The sequence below is a fragment of the Mesorhizobium sp. L-8-3 genome (assembly GCF_016756615.1).
Lineage (GTDB): Bacteria > Pseudomonadota > Alphaproteobacteria > Rhizobiales > Rhizobiaceae.
Window position 1 is genome coordinate 6,767,880 of record NZ_AP023262.1, and the last position, 16,775, is coordinate 6,784,654.

Here is a 16,775-nt window from a genome sequence, read left to right on the forward strand (position 1 = left end):
CGGAAGTTATGACACGATGGCCGGCGGCGGCCCGATGCGAGGCGGGGTTAATAGATGACACAACGGCGGCGGCTGGGCGCTTTGGTACGCTCGCTTGCGATATTCCTGGCTGGGTTACTGGCGCTCGCGGCACCGCAGGCCGCATCGGCCGAGGAATCGCCCATCACATCGCTACCCGGCATCCGCGAATGGACCGGCGATTTCGACGGCATGGAGAAGCGTCGTATCATCCGCATGCTCGTGCCGTACAGCAAGACGATCTATTTCATCGACGGCGGCCGCCAACTCGGCACGGCGGTGGAATTTGGCCAGGCGCTCGAGACGTGGATCAACAAGAAGAAAAAGAAGGAGATCGAGAAGATCAAGGTCGCCTATGTGCCGATGGCGCGATCCCAGCTGATCCCCGCGCTCCTCGCCGGGCAAGGCGACATCATCGCGGCGGATCTCACCGTTACGCCGGCCCGCCAGGAGCTGATCGACTTCGCCGATCCCTACGCGAGCGGCGTACAGGAGGTCGTTGTCACCGGGCCGGCGGCGGACCCCCTCTCGTCACTGGACGATCTCGGCGGAAAAGAGGTCTATGTCCGCAAGTCGAGCAGCTATCGCGAACATCTCGATGCGTTGAATGCCGAGCGCGGCAAAGCAGGCAAGCCCGAAATCCTCATCCGCGACGCCGACGAAAACCTGGAGGATGAGGACCTTCTGGAAATGGTCAATGCCGGGCTTCTGCCCTGGTGCGTCGTCGACCGTTTCAATGCCCTCATATGGTCGCAGGTTTTCGACAAGGTGAAGGTCCGGGACGACCTCGTGATCTCCAAGGGCGGCGATCTTGCCTGGGGGATCCGCAAGGACAGTCCCAAGCTGAAGGCTGCGCTTGCCCCCTTTATCAAGGAGCATAAGGTCGGCACGACTTTCGGCAACATATTGCGCAAGCGCTACTACCAGAGCGACAAGATGGTGCGCGCGGCCTACGAGCCGAGCCAGCTCGCCAAGTTCCAGGCTCTCTGGCTGGTGTTCCAGACCTATGCCAAGGAGTACGATTTCGATCCGCTGAAGCTCGCCGCCCAAGGCTTTCAGGAATCACAGCTCGACCAGAGCCAGCGCAGTCCCCTTGGCGCCGTCGGCATCATGCAACTCCTGCCCTCGACAGCCGCCGACAAGGCAATCGGCATAACAGGCATCGCCGAGAGCGCGGAGCGCAACATCGAGGCCGGCTCGAAATATATGCGGCACCTCACGCAGACCTACATCACGGACGATGGTCCGACGCCGCTCAACAGGATGCTGCTGACGCTCGCTGCCTATAATGCCGGTCCCGGTAATCTTGCGAAATTCCGTCGCACGGCCAAGGAGATGGGGCTCAATCCCGACATTTGGTTCGGCAATGTGGAGAATGGAGCCGCGCGGATCGTAGGACGGGAGACCGTGCAGTATGTCGGCAATATCTACAAATATTACGTCGCCTATTCGATGTATGCGAAGCGCCTGCAGGCGCGAAAGGACAGCGGGCAGAAGGTCGATACTGCGATCATGCCGGAAGACAGCCCGAAGTAGGTGCGGCGCCAAGCCTCTCTTCGTGAACCCGGCCCGAGCAAGTTCGATGTCGACAACAAGACAGGGAGATAAGTCAGCCTGAAAGACTATTGCGAGGTCCCAGTGACAACCGACCGGACGGCTGGAACCGGTGGCTGTCCCTGGCCTTCTCGCCCGCGGCGCCCATGCCGGTCCGGTAGCTTTCCGAGAAGACTTGCTGTGACGGTCCCGCCGAACACGGGCCGCCACATGCAGCTTCTCAAAATACGACGAAGTCATCCGCGGTGATCGCGGTGGCAGCTTGCACGGAGGCAAATCTCAGCGCCGCCGCCCCTCCCGCTCCATCGGCATCGTAGAACAGATCGCCCGTCGTCTTGTCGTAGACGATCAGGTCGTTGCCATCGACGGCATGCTTGCCGACAACGAAGTTGGCTGCCGACAACGGGCCGGAAGACAGGTCCGTGAACACAGAACCATCCAACCTGAAGACATCATCCAGCGCCTCGAAGTCGTCGATATGATCATCGTTGGCGGGCCCGGGCGCGGCATCGAACACAAAGCTGTCTCGGCCTGCGCCGCCCGCCAGCCAATCACGGCCCGTGCCGCCATCGATCACGTCGTCACCGTCGCCGCCGCGCAGGTCGTCCGAGCCGGCGCCGCCACTGAGGAGATCATCGCCCGCATCGCCACGAATGCCGTCGGTTCCGGCGCCGCCATCGATCTCATCGTTGCCGGCCCCTCCCTTCAGCCAATCGGTGCCCGCTCCGCCGATCAGATGGTCGGCGCCGGCACCGCCAAGCAACTGGTCATGGCCCGGACCTCCGTCGAGCGTATCATTGAAGGGCGTGCCGCCGACGCGGTCGTCACCGCCCAGCGCGGCGACGAGAATCGCACGGTCGAGGCCGGCGTAACTGATGACATTCCTGTTGTCCGTCAGCGAGACGGAGCGGGGCGGCGGGGTGATCGTGATGGTAACAGTCGCGACATCGCTGTTGCCCTGCCCGTCCGTAGCATAGACGGTGAAGCTGTCGGTACCGATGAAGCCCGGTTCCGGCGTGTAGTCGAAGAGGTTCCCGTCCAGGAAGTCGGCATGATAGTGCAGGCTTCCGCCATAGCCGCCCTGGGGAAACGGGTAGAAATTGCCGTCGTAGCGCGTCTCCAGTCCGAGCGCGCCATTGTCCGGCCCGTCCACGACGACGAATCTCAGCATGTCATAGTCGACGTCCGTCCCCTTGAACGGCGTGTCGTTCAAGACCTCTCCTTGCGAAAGCGTCAGGTCGAGGTTGGCGACGTCAGGGGCATGGTTGACGAACGTATCCGGCTGGGCGACGCCTCCCGCGACGATGATCCGATGCTCGCCATATCCGGTGTTCTCGCCGCCGAAATATTCGTTGGCGCCGATCCACGCTACCGCGATGTCGTCAGGACTGGCTGCGTCGATCGAAACGATTTGCGCCGAGAGCCAGGCGGCGCGGTCGGAGAGCGTGCGGACCAGGTTGCCTTCATTGTCGAAGACCTGCGTCTCGACGGCGGTCCAGGTCTCGGTCCGGCCCTCATGCGTGAAGCTGGTGATGGTGAAGAAGCCGTCGAAGACGTCGACGGAAGCCAGTTCGATTCCACCGAAGGGAAAATCGGGCTTCGCACCGACCGGGCCGACGACATCGCCATCCATTTCCGTGATGGTGAAAAGGATGGCGTCGGGACTCGGGTTCGGGTTATCGGGCTCCTCCCACACGGTGAGTTCGCTGCCATTGCTCAATATCGGCATCCAGTGGTCCTCGGTTTTGCGCCGCGGCGCTGCGGATGCCCCCACCAGGAGAATCGTAGCATGCGAGACAGGGGTTGTTCGTGACAAAGGCGATTGCGTTCGCGTCTGTCACCAGCCGATTTACCCGCCCATGCGCCTCTCCGAATGATCGGCCGTCATCAATAAGCCGGCACGACCGGGTCCTTGCGCGTCCAAGTGGACGCCCCGCGGTCCGACAGGCCACGCAATCGCGCGCTCCAACGGTCGATCCTATCGACCTTTGGCATGGTGGATTTCGACTGCCCCAGCCAAGGCCGGGCTTGTTCCCGCCTATCCAGAGCCTGCCGTCTTCGCAGCCCGAGCGCTCCGATACGGCCGTTCCGTCAAATATCCGGGCTAGGCTCTCAGCCTGGCCTCGATCGCGGCCTCGACCGCCCGCTTCAGCTCGTCCTTGATGGCGACGGTCTCGGCGAGTACCGCGTCGACCTTCAGGAAGTCGAGGGCGCGGAAGCGCGAAACGGGCGGGCGCAGCAGCACATGCGGATGTCTGGTCTTGAGCTTCATGGCGGTGATCGACTGCATCATGAGTTGGTTCGCCCCGAGCAGCAATTCGATCGAGCTAGGACGCCTGCCCGAAACCTCCGAGGGCGCGCCGACCACGTCGATGGCGATGATGATGTCGGCATCGCCATCGATCAGGTCGAAGGGCACGGGATTGTAGATGCCGCCGTCGATGAACAGCCTTCCTTCCCGCCGAACCGGCCGAAAGACGGCGGGAATGGCGGCGGAAGCCGCCAGCGCCGACATGAGGTCGCCCTCCTCGAACACCGCGAGTTCATGGCCGAAATAGTCCGTCGCGGTGACCTTGAGCGGAATCTTCAGCCTTTCGAACCGGTGCGGGATCGGCGCGGGGAGAAAGGCCTTGATGATGCGTTCGATGTTGAATTGGCCGACATTGAGGCCGCCCGCCATCATCTCGCCGACGCTGGTGGGCAGCGCACGCCACATGCGGCTCGCCACTTCCGACCGGCTGGAGAGCACTGTCCGGGCATAGGCGTGGATCTCCTTGCCGGTCATGCCCGCCGCGACGCCGGCGCCCATGATCGCGCCGATCGACGAGCCGGCGATCACCGCCGGCCTGATGCCCATTTCGTCGATCACCTCGATCACATGGATATGGGCAAGGCCGCGCGCGCCGCCTCCGCCGAAGGCGATGCCGAAGCTCGGATCGCCCTTGCCGCCGCCTGTTCCTCCTCCCTCGGCGCGCATATGGCTCAGCCTTTCCTTTCGAGCGCCGGACCAACCACCATGATCGCCGGGTCGGCCGAAAGCAGGCGCCTGGCGGCAGCCTTGGCATCGTCGAGCGTCACCGCATCGATAAGGCCGGCACGGCGCTGGATGTAGTCGATGCCGAGATCGTCGAGTTGCAGTTCCACCAGCGTGCCGGCGATGGCCCTCGAGGAGTCCAGGTTGTTGATGGCATAGGCACCGATGACATACTTCTTGGCGGCGTCGAGTTCGGCCTGCGTCGGCCCCTCCTCCGCCATGCGCCGGACTTCCTTCCTTATGAGGTCGAGCGTCTCGCCGGCGCGATCGGAACGGGTCGCGGTCGAAATTGCAAGGCCGTTCGAATAGTCGTTGTTCACCAGCGCCGATCCGACGTCGTAGGCGAGCCCGCGCTTTTCCCGCACCTCCTCGAAAAGCCGCGAGGTGAAGGTTCCGCCGCCGAGGATATGGTTGACCAGATAGGCAGCGAAGAACTGCGGATCCTTGCGTTCGATGCCGGGATAAGCAAGTCGCAGCTTGGTCTGCGGAAGCTCATAGGTGACGTCGATCTCCTGGCCGAGTTTGAGCGTCGCCTTGTCGACGGGAACGAGATCAGGCCTTTCCGGCAGTTCGCCAAACACTCTGTCGAGTTCGCGGCCGAGGGTCTCGGCGTCGATCGCGCCGACCACACCGATCTTGAGGTTGCCGCGTGCGAAGAGCTTGCGGTGAAACATTCTCAAGTCGTCCGGGGTGATAGAGGCGAGCGACGTCTCGGACCCTTCTTCCCGCCGGCTGTAGGGATGCTCGCCATAGACGGCCTCGGACCAGGCGATCTGCGCCGCCGTCTCGGGATCCCTCGCATTGCCCAGGATGCCGGAAACGATCTGCGCCCGGATGCGGTCGACGGGCTCGGTGTCGAAGCGTGGCTTGGTCACGGCGAGACGCAGCAGGTCGAAAGCTTCGTCGCGCTCGTCGGCGAGCATGCGCATCGAACCGTAGAAACCGTCGCGTCCGGCATTGAAGCGCATCTCGGCGCCGGCATCGTCGAGTCTCGTCTGGAACGCCTCGCTGTCGAGATCGCCCGCGCCCTCGTCGAACAGCCCCGACATCAGGTTGGCAAGGCCCTCCTTGCCCTTGGGCTCCTGCGTGCGCCCGCCCTCGAAGGCGAAGCGGATGCTGATAACAGGCACGGTATAGTCTTCGACCAGCCAGGCGGTGATGCCGCCCGGCGACTTGACCTCCTGGATGGTCACGGCGGCGCGAGCCGCGATCACCGCGGGCAAGGTGAGGAAGATGATGGCCAGAAGGAACGTTGCCAGGGAGGTAACGAAAAGGCGCTGTGGCATGGCATGTTTCATGGTCGTCGTTCCGCTCAGTTCTGCGCCTTGTCCTTCGGCAGCAGGTAGCCGGCGACCGAACGATCAGGATCGAGATATTTCGCCGCCACGGCCTTCACCTGGTCGGCTGTCACGGCACGCACGCGGTCCGGCCATGCGTCTATGTCCTTGACCGTTCCGCCCGTCGCAAGAGTCGCGCCATAGATATGGGCCATGCCGGCCGCGCTGTCGCGCGCGAAGATCATCGACCGCAGATAGCGCGTCTTGGCCTTTTCCAGCTCGGTTTCGCCGACCCCTTCGCGGGCGATCCTGGCGATCTCGGCGTCGATCGCGGCTTCGACCTCCTCCAAGGTAGCGGTACCGCGCGGCGCGCCGTAGACCGTGAAGCCCGTGGCGTCGAGCGAGGTGCCCGAATAGGAGGCTCCGGCCGACGAGGCGATGCCGCGTTTCACCACCAGTTCCTGATAGAGGCGGCTGCGCGTGCCGCCGCCGAGGATCTCGGACAACAGGTCGAGGGCCTCGGCCTCGCCGTCCTCCGACGAGGAATAGGACGGCACCACCCACGCCTTCTGGAAGCTCGGCACGGAAACGCGCTCATCGCCGAGCGTCACCGTCCGCCTGGTATTCTGCTCGGGTTCCTGCGGCCGCACCCGCGGCGGCAGGGCCGGACCACGCTCGACCTTGCCATAGGTCTCTTCGGCGAGTTTCCTGACCGTCTCGACATCGACGTCGCCGGCAACCACCAGCACCGCATTGTTGGGCGCGTAATATTTGTCGTAGAAGGCCGTCGCGTCGATGCGGTTCAACTGCTCCATCTCATGCATCCAGCCGATGACTGGAATGCGGTAGGGATGGTTCTGATAGAGGGTGGCGTCGATTTCCTCGCCCAGCAGAGCCTCGGGATTGTTCTCGATGCGCGAGCGACGCTCTTCGAGGATGACGTCGCGTTCCGGTCCGATGACTTCGTCTGTCAGGATGAGCCCGCGCATGCGGTCGGCCTCGTAAGACATCATGGTGCCCAGCGCTTCGGGCGCGACCGTCTGGAAATAGGCGGTGTAGTCGTAGGAGGTGAAGGCATTCTCGTTGCCGCCGATCTCGGCGACCCTGGCGCCAAACTCGCCCGGCTTGTGGTTTTTCGTGCCCTTGAACATCAGATGCTCGAAGAAATGGGCGATGCCCGACTTGCCCGGCGGCTCGTCGGCGCTGCCGATCTTGTACCATACCATCTGGGTGACGATCGGGGCGCGATGATCGGGGATGACCACGACCTCCATGCCGTTGGCGAGCGTGAAGTCGGCGATCTCCGGCTGGCGCTCGGTCTCGGCCTGGGCGGCTGGAACAAAGGCGATGCCGGCGAGGAGGAGCGCGCCCGTCGCGAGCTTCCGCCACGCCAGACCTGACGGATTGCCAAAAACTGTCATTCTTCTGTCCTGAGGTTGGCTTCTTGTCCAGAGGTTGGCCTGGCCGCGCTTATAGAAGTGCTGCCGCGATGCCGAAAGTTAATTCGGCGTCATGTGAGGGGCCAATCAAGGCCGAAACCGGGCGGATCGGGAAAAAACTCAGGCCGCTTCGATGAAGCGGATGACCGTCTCGCCGTAGCTGCGTTCGTCGGCGATGCTGAAGCCGGGACCGGGATCGAAAGCCGCGGCGGCGGCCTCTTCGACGACGCAGAGCGCGCCCGCGAGCAACCAGCCGCCCTGGCGCGCGGCCTGGAGGGCGCGCTCGCCGAAACCCTTGCCATAGGGCGGATCGGCGAAGATGAGGCCGAATGGCTGGATCGTGCCGGCTTCGCCGAGGCGAGTGGCGTCGCGGCGAAAGATCTTGGTCCGGCCCTGCAGGCCGAGCGCCTCGACATTGGTGCGGATCAGGCCGCGTCCTTCCGCGCTTTCCTCGACGAACAGGCAGTGGCCGGCGCCACGCGACAGCGCCTCCAGGCCGAGCGCGCCGGTGCCGGCGAAGAGGTCGAGCACCCTTGCGCCCTCCAGGCGATCCGCGAAACGGTGGACGAGCATGTTGAAGACCGCCTCGCGGGTGCGGTCGGTGGTCGGGCGGATGGCGTTGTCGCGTGGCGTGACGAGCGGCCGGCCGCGAAACTCACCGCCGACGATCCGCATCGTTCTTCCCCCGCCGTGGTCCCTTGCCGCCCGGCCCGCCCTTGTCTGCCCCCTCGCCCCGACGCGGAGAAGAGGCGGAACCCTTCGGATCGCCAGCGCCCTTGCCCCTAGGCTTCTCGGTCGCTGCCGTTTTTCCCTGCGGCCGGGCGCCGGGCGCCATCCAGACATTGGCCCTGCGGGCGCCGGGAGGATCGATCGGCCGCTGCTCGCGCTCGCCGGACTTCTTCGGTCCCCGCTCCCTGCCGGGCTCGGCTTTGCCGCCGCCGAAGCCGCCGCGTTCCGGGCGGGTCGACAGTCTGGACAAGGCATCGTCGCGGCTGTTTTCGCGGCGCTTGCGCGCCTTGATCAGCCCGCCCTCGCCGATCGGCGCCGCCATGGGGTCGCGCGCGGCGCGGAGGCGTTCGGGTCGTTCTTCGCGACGCTCGGACAGCACAGGCTTGTTGGAGAAGGGCTTGGCGATCGGCGCATCGAAATTGGCTCCGGACTCCTCGATCAGCCGCTCGCCGAGCTGGTCGCGCAGCATCTTGCCCTTCAATTCCTGCACGGCGCCTTCCGGCAGTTCGCCGAGCTGGAACGGTCCGTAGGAAATGCGGATCAGCCGCGTGACGTCGAGGCCGAGCGCGCCGAGGATGTTCTTGACCTCGCGATTCTTGCCTTCGCGCAGGCCGATGGTCAGCCAGGCATTGGTGCCCTGCTCGCGGTCGAGCGAGGCTTCCACTGCACCATAAAACACACCGTCGACGGCGATGCCGTCCTTCAATTCGGCCAGCGCCTTCTCGTCGACCTTGCCATGGACGCGCACGCGGTAGCGTCGCAGCCACCCGGTCGCCGGCAACTCGAGCACCCGCGCCAGCCCACCGTCATTGGTGAGCAGCAGCAGGCCTTCGGTGTTGATGTCGAGCCGCCCGATCGTCATCAGCCGCGGCAGGTCGGCGGGCAGCACGTCGAACACCGTCCGGCGGCCTTCGGGATCGCGGTTGGTGGTCACGAGACCGGCCGGCTTATGGAAAAGGAAAAGCCGGGTCCGCTCGATCGGCGGAATTGTCGTGCCGTCGAGTTCGATCGTGTCGTCGGGCATGACGTTGAAAGCCGGCGACGAAAGCACCTTGCCGTTGACCTTGACGCGGCCAGCCGCGATCAGTTCCTCGGCGTCGCGACGCGAGGCAATGCCCGCGCGGGCGAGACGCTTGGCGATGCGCTCCCCAGGCTCCGTCGTCTCGGTCTTGCGGAAACGGACGCTATCGCCGGAGGATCGCTTTTCGAATGGCCTGCCCTCGGGTCGGGGACCAGCTCGGAAAGGTCTCTCGGCGCGTTGCGGCCGCGCCTCGCCGGTCGCGCCCCGCTCCTCACGCTCGCGACGGCCCGGGCGCTGATTGCCACGGCCCTCAGAGGTTTTTCGCTCGGGACGCGGTCCGCTCCTGAAAGGCTTGTCGCCGCGCTCCGCACCTTCGCCGGATGACGCGCGGTCGCGGAAGGGCCGGCGTTCACCGTCACCGCGTCCTTCGAAGGGCTTGCGTTCGGGGCGCGGGCCGCGCTTGAAAGGCTTGTCGCCGCGCACGGCGCCTTCGCCCGAAGCCGCACGATCACGGAACGGCCGCCGCTCGCCATCGCCGCGTCCTTCGAAGGGCTTGCGATCGGGACGCGGGCCGCTCCTGAAAGGCTTGCCGCCGCGCTCGGCGCCTTCGCCCGAAGCCGCACGATCACGGAACGGCCGCCGCTCGCCATCGCCGCGTCCTTCGAAGGGCTTGCGATCGGGGCGCGGGCCGCTCCTGAAAGGCTTGCCGCCGCGCTCGGTGCCTTCGCCCGAGCGCTCGTCGCGCGAGAATGCACGCTTGGCGCCGCGCGGCGCGCCGTCTTTCCCCTCGCGCTTGACGAAGGGCTTCTTGGCGCCGTCGCGGAAAGGCCGGCCGCCCTTCGCCGGGCCACCACGCGGGCCGCCTGCTTTCGAGCCGCCTTTGCGGGGAGTTTTTTTCCGATCGTCGTCCATTCGGCCTTTGCCTTTCCGGGCGGGGTGTAGCAGTAACGTTCAGGCCGCGCGAGGGAAATGTCACGAAGAGAATTCCATGACACGACCGGATTTCATAGCTCTGGCTTTCGCCGAGGCGGAAGCTGCAGCACGACGTGGCGAAGTGCCGGTGGGCGCGGTCCTCGTCTCCGACGGCGAAGTCGTGGCAAGGGCCGGAAACCGCACACGCGAACTCAACGATCCGACCGCCCATGCAGAGATGCTGGCGATCCGTGAGGCCGCCGCAGCGCTTTCGGCCGAGCGGCTCAACGGCGCCGACCTCTACGTGACGCTGGAACCCTGCGCCATGTGCGCGGCGGCGATCTCCTTCGCCCGCCTGCGCCGGCTCTATTTCGGCGCCGCCGACGAGAAAGGCGGCGGCGTCGTCAACGGGGTGCGCTTCTTCTCGTCGCCGACCTGCCACCACGCGCCGGAGGTTTATTCCGGCATCGGCGAGGTCCGGGCATCGACGCTGCTGAAGGAATTTTTCCGGGACAGGCGCAACGGCTAGGCATGCAAGCGGCAGGTTTCGCCCGATCGGAACCGAACCGATGGCCTGCTTCACGCTATGTTTTGGTCAGAGACCTGGAATCCAGTCGGTCCAGCTCGATCCCTTCTTGGATTCACGCTTCTGCCGCCGATCCTTCTTCCACTCGTCTTCGCCGACATCGTTCACGGGGGCGGTATCTGCCGGCTGGCGATAGGTCAGCGGCGGCTCGCTGAGATATCTGCGCGTTGTGGGGCTGCCCTGCCTGCTTTCGGCGAGGCGCTTGTTGAATTCCTCGCGCTCCTTGCCGTCTGCGACATCGCCCTCATTGTTGAAATTGCCGCGCTCGTATTTCGCCCGCGAGACGACGCCCTGGTTCGACCGGCCTGTCCGCCCACCGGCACCAACCGGATCGGGTTCAACCTCGAAATTGCCGCGCTCGCCATAGCGGGCTTTCGACGTGACGCCCCCCTTCGTCGACGCGACGTCGCTCTGGATCGGGGAAGAGCGTCCCTCCTCGGCCGCGGCGGTCGCCTCGGCGAAGACACGCTCGCGACGCTGCTCGGGCGATTCCGGCCAGGCTTCGCTGCCTGCGGTGATACTCTGCTGAGGTGCCGGCAGCGATTCCTTTTCTCCAGGCGCGGGCCTGACGAGTGCCGGCCGCGGCTTGTAGTCGATCTTCGGCTTGTCCTTGTTCGGTGCGATCGAAAGCACGCCGGTGACGTCGGACAGGAGCTGCTCGTGGGCGGGTGTGCCCGTGCCATAGGTCGGCGAGCCCATGCAGCCGGTCAATGCAAGAGCCGAAACCATCAACGGCGCCGAAACCGACAAGCGCGCGTGCCACTGCCTCATGCGGTAAGTCCCACCAGAAACCGCCTCTCGCTGGAAAAACGGATGCTATCGCAAAATAATTAACCACTGCTCTTCGCCCAAAAATCCGGCGACAACGTGGCATGACGAGGTCTCGGCGGCTTTTACCCCAAGCCGCCGAGAAGGGCAACGACCGGTCAGGCCGGTCGATTTCCGGTCAGATCCGCCCCAGCGCCCGGAGTTCACGGAGCGCCGCGGCGTCGCGCGCCGAGACATCCGGGAATGCCGGATCGGCGCCGACATCGTCGGTGAAGCGCCAGGACCTCGCGCATTTGCGGCCCGATGCGAGGCCCGGCACCACGGCCACGCCCTTCACCTCGTCGAGCGTGAAGGCGTCACCCGAAACCGGCTTGTCCGACACCGAAATGTCGCTTGTGATGCTGATCTCGGCGAGATCGAGACCGTCCAGCGCCTGCAAGAGTTCCGCATCGGTGATATGCACGACGGGCGCCGCTTCCAGCGAGGAGCCGATCGTCTTCTTCGCCCGCTCGATCTCGAGCGCGCCGGTGACGACGCGGCGGACCTGGCGGACCTTGCGCCACTTCTCGGCCAAGGCCTCGTCCTTCCATTCGGCCGGGACCACACGGAACTGTTCGAGATGCACCGAGCGCGCCTCGGGGTAACGCTCGAGCCAGGCCTCCTCCGTCGTGAAAGGCAGCATCGGCGCCAGCCAGGTGACCAGACTGTCAAACAGATGGCGCACCACCTCGACAGCCGCCTTGCGCCTGACGCTGGACGGCGCGTCGCAATAGAGCGCGTCCTTGCGGATGTCGAAATAGAAGGCAGACAGGTCGACCACCATGAAGTCGAGCAGCGCCCTGGCGATCCGCTTGAAATCGAAGGCGTCGTAGCCGGCGCGCACGAGTTCGTCGAGCTCGGCGAGGCGGTGCAGCATCAGCCGCTCCAGCTCCGGCATCTCGCCGAGCGGCACGCTTTCGCCCGTATCATGGGCGAGCGTGCCGAGCATCCAGCGGATCGTGTTGCGCAGCTTGCGATAGGCGTCGATGTTGGTCTGCAGCACGTTCTTCCCGAGCCGCTGGTCTTCCCAATAGTCCGTCGTCGCAACCCACAGCCGCAGTATATCGGCGCCGGACTGCTTGATCACGTCCTGGGGCACGACGGTGTTGCCGAGCGACTTCGACATCTTGCGGCCTTCCTCGTCCATGGTGAAGCCATGGGTGACGACCGTGTCGTAAGGCGCGCGACCACGCGTGCCGGAGGCTTCGAGCAGCGAGGAGTGGAACCATCCGCGATGCTGGTCGGAACCCTCGAGATAGACGTCGGCGGGCCATTTGAGGTCCGGACGGTCCTCCAGCGTGAAGACGTGGGTGGAACCCGAATCGAACCAGACGTCGAGGATGTCCATTACCTGCGTCCACGGCTCGTTGGCGCGGCTGCCCAGGAAGCGCTCGCGGGCGCCCTCGGCGAACCAGGCGTCGGCGCCCTCGGTCTCGAAGGCCTCCATGATGCGGACGTTGACCTCGGCGTCCTTCAGCACCTCGCCGTTCTCGTCGGCGAAGATGGCGATGGGCACGCCCCAGGCGCGCTGACGCGAAAGCACCCAGTCCGGCCGCTCCTCGATCATGGCGCGAAGCCGCGTCTGGCCGCCCGCCGGAACGAAACGGGTGGCGTCGATCGCCGCAAGCGCCCTGTTGCGCAAGGTGTCGGGAGACGGCCTCGGGGCGCCGGGCTCGAGGCCGAAACCGTGCAGTTCCTTGTCCATATAGACGAACCATTGCGGCGTGTTGCGGAAGATCACCGGCTTCTTCGACCGCCAGGAATGCGGGTAGGAGTGCTTCAGGCGACCGCGTGCGAACAGCATCGAATGCACGATCAGCGCATCGATGACGCATTGGTTGGCATTGCCCTTCTTGCCGTTGTCGTCGATGACGCGCGCCGCCCCGCCTTCGCGGTCGGGCCCGAAGCCCGGCGCATCCTTGGTGAAAAAGCCGGCATCGTCGACCGTGAAGGGCAGCCGCGTGTTGATGCCGCGCTTGACGAGCGCGGCGGCCGCTTCCATCCAGGCGTCGAAGTCCTCGCGGCCGTGGCCGGGCGCCGTATGCACGAAGCCGGTACCGGCATCGTCGGTGACATGGTCGCCGGCGAGCATCGGCACCGGGAACTCGTAGCCGCCTCCGAAACCCTCGAGCGGGTGTGCGAGTGTGATCCCGGCGAGTTCCTCGGCCGGCACGGTGCGCAAGCGACGGTACTGGAGCTTTGCCTTGGCGAATGCCTCCTCGGCCAGCGCATCTGCGAAGATCAGCCGTTCGCCCGGCCGCGGTCCGAAATCGTTCTCGGCGGCGGTCGCCTCATAGAGGCCGTAGCTGATGCGCGGCGAATAGTTGACCGCCCGGTTGCCGGGGATCGTCCAGGGCGTGGTCGTCCAGATGACGACGAAGGCACCGTCGACACCGTCCTGCCCAGCTCCGCCGCCACTCGCCGCGACCGGGAACTTCACCCAGATCGTATCGGACTCGTAGTCCTGATACTCGACCTCGGCCTCGGCCAGCGCAGTGCGCTCCACCACGCTCCACATCACCGGCTTGGAGCCGCGATAGAGCTGGCCCGACATGGCGAATTTCAGCAGTTCGCCTGCGATCCGCGCCTCGGCGTGATAAGCCATGGTCGTATAGGGGTTGTCGAAATCGCCGACCACGCCGAGCCGCTGGAACTCCCCGGTCTGCACCTTGATCCAGTGGGCGGCGAAGTCGCGGCATTCCCTGCGGAACTCGTTGACGGGAACCTCGTCCTTGTTCTTCCCCCGGGCGCGGTATTGCTCCTCGATCTTCCACTCGATCGGCAGGCCGTGGCAGTCCCAGCCCGGAACGTAGTTGGAATCGTAGCCCCGCATCTGGAAGGAGCGGGTGATGATGTCCTTCAGCACCTTGTTCAGCGCGTGGCCGATATGGATGTTGCCGTTGGCATAGGGCGGGCCGTCATGCAGCACATATTTGCTGCGCCCAGCGGCGTCCTCGCGCAGCCTGCGGTAGAGATCCATCTCCTGCCAGCGCTTGACCAGCAGCGGCTCCTTCTCGGGCAGCCCGGCCCGCATCGGAAACTCCGTCTGCGGCAGATAGAGCGTCTTCGAATAGTCGATCTTCTCGGCGGTGTCGGTCATCGTTCTGCCATATGCATTGCCGGCGGCGAAAAAGCCTCAGGCGTCCAACTATCATGATTTGAAGAAAGCGCGAGAGGGCGCGCAAAAATCCCGGCGGCTCCGGCGACCGTCAGGCCGCCCGGAACACCGGGCACGTAATTCGTATCGCGAAGGGCGCGAAGCTCGTCATGGCCGCGCTATTTAACGGAAGGAGGCCGCGAAGGAAAGGCCGGAACCCTACTGTTGTGCGAGATCGTGTGGCCTATCGCTGCGAACTCCAGCACGGCGCCGACGGCCGGGCGCAGGCCACCTGCTCTCGTCCCCGTATCAGCACGTGCAACTGCGCGGCGACTACAGCGAGAAATCGAATCGATAGGTCGCCGAAAGGCCAAGAAGGAACTGGTTCGGCGAACCGCGCTCCTTCACCAGGTTCGACGCAGCGGCCGGCCCTTGCAGCCGCGCATATTCGCCGAACAGGCTGGTCGTGATCTTGTCGGTGGTCTTCCAGGTGACCGCGCCGCCGACGCCGACCGACTCCAGGCCAGCGCCGGGGTCGTAGGCGCTGAGGCCAGTCGCGGCGGCACCGGCCGCATCGACGCCGTAATAGGTCTCGAAATAGTCGCTGGTCGCGACGGAGAGGCGCGGTCCGCCGGAAACGCGCACTGTCGGCGTGACGTCGGCGAAGGCGTCAACCTGGATGTCGCCGACGATGGCGTCATGGGCGCGGATACCGCGTCGCACTTCACCGCGCACACGCAGCCAATCCGTCGGATAGACTTCCGCGAAGCCGCCAACCTCGGCACCCCATTCCACCGGCTGCAGGCCGGCGAGGTCGTCAGATTCATCCGTGCTGCGCTCAAAGACGATCTTGCCGGTGGCACCGGCACGCACGGCACCGGTATCGATGAAGGCGATGGAGATATTGTCGTTGCGGGACGAGAATCGTGTTTCGGTGCCGGCACGTCCGAGCGACACGAGCGGCGACACCCCGAGCAGATATTTCCTGGCGCCCTCATATTCGGGTGCGATGAATCCCGACGCGCCGACGGTCAAATACCAGTCGCCGGAGAACCAGTTCTCGCCCGCATGGGCGCACGAAACCGACAGCACGAGACAAAGGCCGGGCAACGCACGACCCAATAGACGCTTCGACACGATGAACAGCCCCGCGCTCCGTTGCAGGCCGAAGAGTTGCGCGTCGGCGACGGCTGCCCCCTTGACCTTTGACCGCATCGATCCGGTGACAACCAGAAGATGCATCAATCGCCCCGTTCTGCGGCAGCTCGGTAAAATTTGGATTAAATGCGCGCGGTCCGGTCGACGGTCAGGGAAAGGCGACAGTCAGGTCGAGCGCCGATAGCGGCCGCACGCCTGACAACAGGGCCCGGGCCTCGGCCTCGTCGCGCTTCATCTGCGCGACGAGGGCGTCGAGCCCATGGAACTTCTCCTCGCCGCGCAGATAGCCGAAGAAGGAGACGGAACAGACCTCGCCATAAAGATCGCCCTCGAAGTCGAAGACGAAGGTCTCCAGGAGCGGCGCGCCATCATCGTCCACCGTCGGGCGCCGCCCGAAGCTTGCGACGCCGTCATGGAGCGCCCCATTGGCCCGGCGGAAACGCACGGCGTAGATGCCGTGCTTGAGCGCCACGCTCGGAGTGAGCTTCATATTGGCCGTGGGAAATCCCAGCGTACGGCCGAGCTTCCTGCCGCCGGTTACTTCCGCCTCGACGGTATAGCGGTAGCCCAGCAATCCGGCAGCTTCCGCGACTTCGCCATCGGCAAGAAGCTGGCGGATACGGCTCGACGAGATCACTTCCGTCCCTTCGTCGCGGAAGGCGTCGACCAGGGTCACCCCGAAGCCGTGCTTTTCACCCGACGCCATCAGGAAGGCCGGACCGCCCTGCCGGTCCTTGCCGAAATGGAAGTCGAAACCGGTGACGGCGTGACTGATGCCCAGCCCGCGGTCGAGCACGCCGGTGACGAAATCTTCGGCCGAGTTGGAGGCGAAGCTGCGGGTGAAGCCCTGTTCCACGACCGCGTCGAAGCCGAGTTCGGCGATGAGCCGTGCCTTGACCGGCGGGGGGGTGAGGATGAACAGCGGCACATCCGGCCGGAACACGGTGCGCGGGTGCGGCTCGAAGGTCAGCACCAGGGCCGGAACGTCGCGGCGCCTGGCTTCGGTGAGCGCACGGTCGAGAACCGCCTGATGGCCGCGATGCACGCCGTCGAAATTGCCGATTGCCACCACACCGCCCCGCAATTCGCCGGGCAGCGCGGACGGATCGCCGATGCGTCGGAAACGGGGCACCGCTGTCGTTC

General features: G+C 65.2%; 12 protein-coding genes. 2 read left to right on the forward strand and 10 right to left on the reverse strand.

Features of this window, described 5'->3' with window-relative positions; all coding sequences use genetic code 11:
• Positions 1 to 54: 54 nt before the first annotated feature.
• Complete coding sequence (locus JN302_RS31465) at positions 55 to 1,554, forward strand: transporter substrate-binding domain-containing protein (protein WP_202330290.1); 1,500 nt, start codon at positions 55 to 57, stop codon at positions 1,552 to 1,554.
• Between the two features lie 238 nt (positions 1,555 to 1,792).
• Here the strand turns inward: JN302_RS31465 and JN302_RS31470 are convergent, their stop codons facing one another.
• The 6 genes from JN302_RS31470 to JN302_RS31495 all read right to left on the reverse strand — a co-directional run bounded on the left by JN302_RS31470 (position 1,793) and on the right by JN302_RS31495 (position 9,984).
• Positions 1,793 to 3,301: a calcium-binding protein gene (locus tag JN302_RS31470; RefSeq protein WP_202330291.1), complete on the reverse strand. Its 1,509-nt coding sequence runs from the start codon at positions 3,299 to 3,301 to the stop codon at positions 1,793 to 1,795.
• A 375-nt stretch (positions 3,302 to 3,676) separates the two neighbouring features.
• On the reverse strand, positions 3,677 to 4,549 hold the full coding sequence (locus tag JN302_RS31475; RefSeq protein WP_202330292.1) for a patatin-like phospholipase family protein: 873 nt from the start codon (positions 4,547 to 4,549) through the stop codon (positions 3,677 to 3,679).
• Positions 4,550 to 4,554: 5 nt separating this feature from the next.
• Positions 4,555 to 5,892: a M16 family metallopeptidase gene (locus JN302_RS31480; RefSeq protein ID WP_244742396.1), complete on the reverse strand. Its 1,338-nt coding sequence runs from the start codon at positions 5,890 to 5,892 to the stop codon at positions 4,555 to 4,557.
• A 26-nt stretch (positions 5,893 to 5,918) separates the two neighbouring features.
• Positions 5,919 to 7,304 (reverse strand): M16 family metallopeptidase, encoded by a 1,386-nt coding sequence (locus JN302_RS31485; protein WP_202330293.1) that lies wholly within the window; start codon positions 7,302 to 7,304, stop codon positions 5,919 to 5,921.
• A 138-nt stretch (positions 7,305 to 7,442) separates the two neighbouring features.
• Positions 7,443 to 7,997, reverse strand: coding sequence for a 16S rRNA (guanine(966)-N(2))-methyltransferase RsmD (gene rsmD / locus JN302_RS31490; protein WP_202308305.1), 555 nt, complete (start codon positions 7,995 to 7,997; stop codon positions 7,443 to 7,445).
• Positions 7,978 to 9,984, reverse strand: a complete 2,007-nt coding sequence (locus JN302_RS31495) for a pseudouridine synthase (protein WP_202308306.1) — start codon at positions 9,982 to 9,984, stop codon at positions 7,978 to 7,980. The genes rsmD and JN302_RS31495 overlap by 20 nt, the downstream gene beginning before the upstream one ends.
• Before the next feature lie 76 nt (positions 9,985 to 10,060).
• Here JN302_RS31495 and JN302_RS31500 point away from each other — a divergent pair, with 76 nt between their 5' ends.
• The gene (locus JN302_RS31500; protein ID WP_202308307.1) at positions 10,061 to 10,513 is read left to right on the forward strand and encodes a nucleoside deaminase; all 453 of its coding nucleotides are present in this window, start codon (positions 10,061 to 10,063) and stop codon (positions 10,511 to 10,513) included.
• A gap of 66 nt (positions 10,514 to 10,579) precedes the next feature.
• Here the strand turns inward: JN302_RS31500 and JN302_RS31505 are convergent, their stop codons facing one another.
• The 4 genes from JN302_RS31505 to JN302_RS31520 all read right to left on the reverse strand — a co-directional run bounded on the left by JN302_RS31505 (position 10,580) and on the right by JN302_RS31520 (position 16,764).
• Positions 10,580 to 11,341, reverse strand: coding sequence for a hypothetical protein (locus JN302_RS31505; RefSeq protein ID WP_202308308.1), 762 nt, complete (start codon positions 11,339 to 11,341; stop codon positions 10,580 to 10,582).
• A 175-nt stretch (positions 11,342 to 11,516) separates the two neighbouring features.
• Positions 11,517 to 14,477 carry an isoleucine--tRNA ligase gene (ileS, locus tag JN302_RS31510; RefSeq protein WP_202330294.1) on the reverse strand — a complete coding sequence of 987 codons (2,961 nt, stop codon included), beginning with the start codon at positions 14,475 to 14,477 and terminating at the stop codon, positions 11,517 to 11,519.
• Between the two features lie 330 nt (positions 14,478 to 14,807).
• Positions 14,808 to 15,716 (reverse strand): MipA/OmpV family protein, encoded by a 909-nt coding sequence (locus JN302_RS31515; RefSeq protein ID WP_244846054.1) that lies wholly within the window; start codon positions 15,714 to 15,716, stop codon positions 14,808 to 14,810.
• 64 nt (positions 15,717 to 15,780) lie between these two features.
• On the reverse strand, positions 15,781 to 16,764 hold the full coding sequence (locus JN302_RS31520; RefSeq protein WP_202308311.1) for a bifunctional riboflavin kinase/FAD synthetase: 984 nt from the start codon (positions 16,762 to 16,764) through the stop codon (positions 15,781 to 15,783).
• Between the last annotated feature and the right edge of the window lie 11 nt (positions 16,765 to 16,775).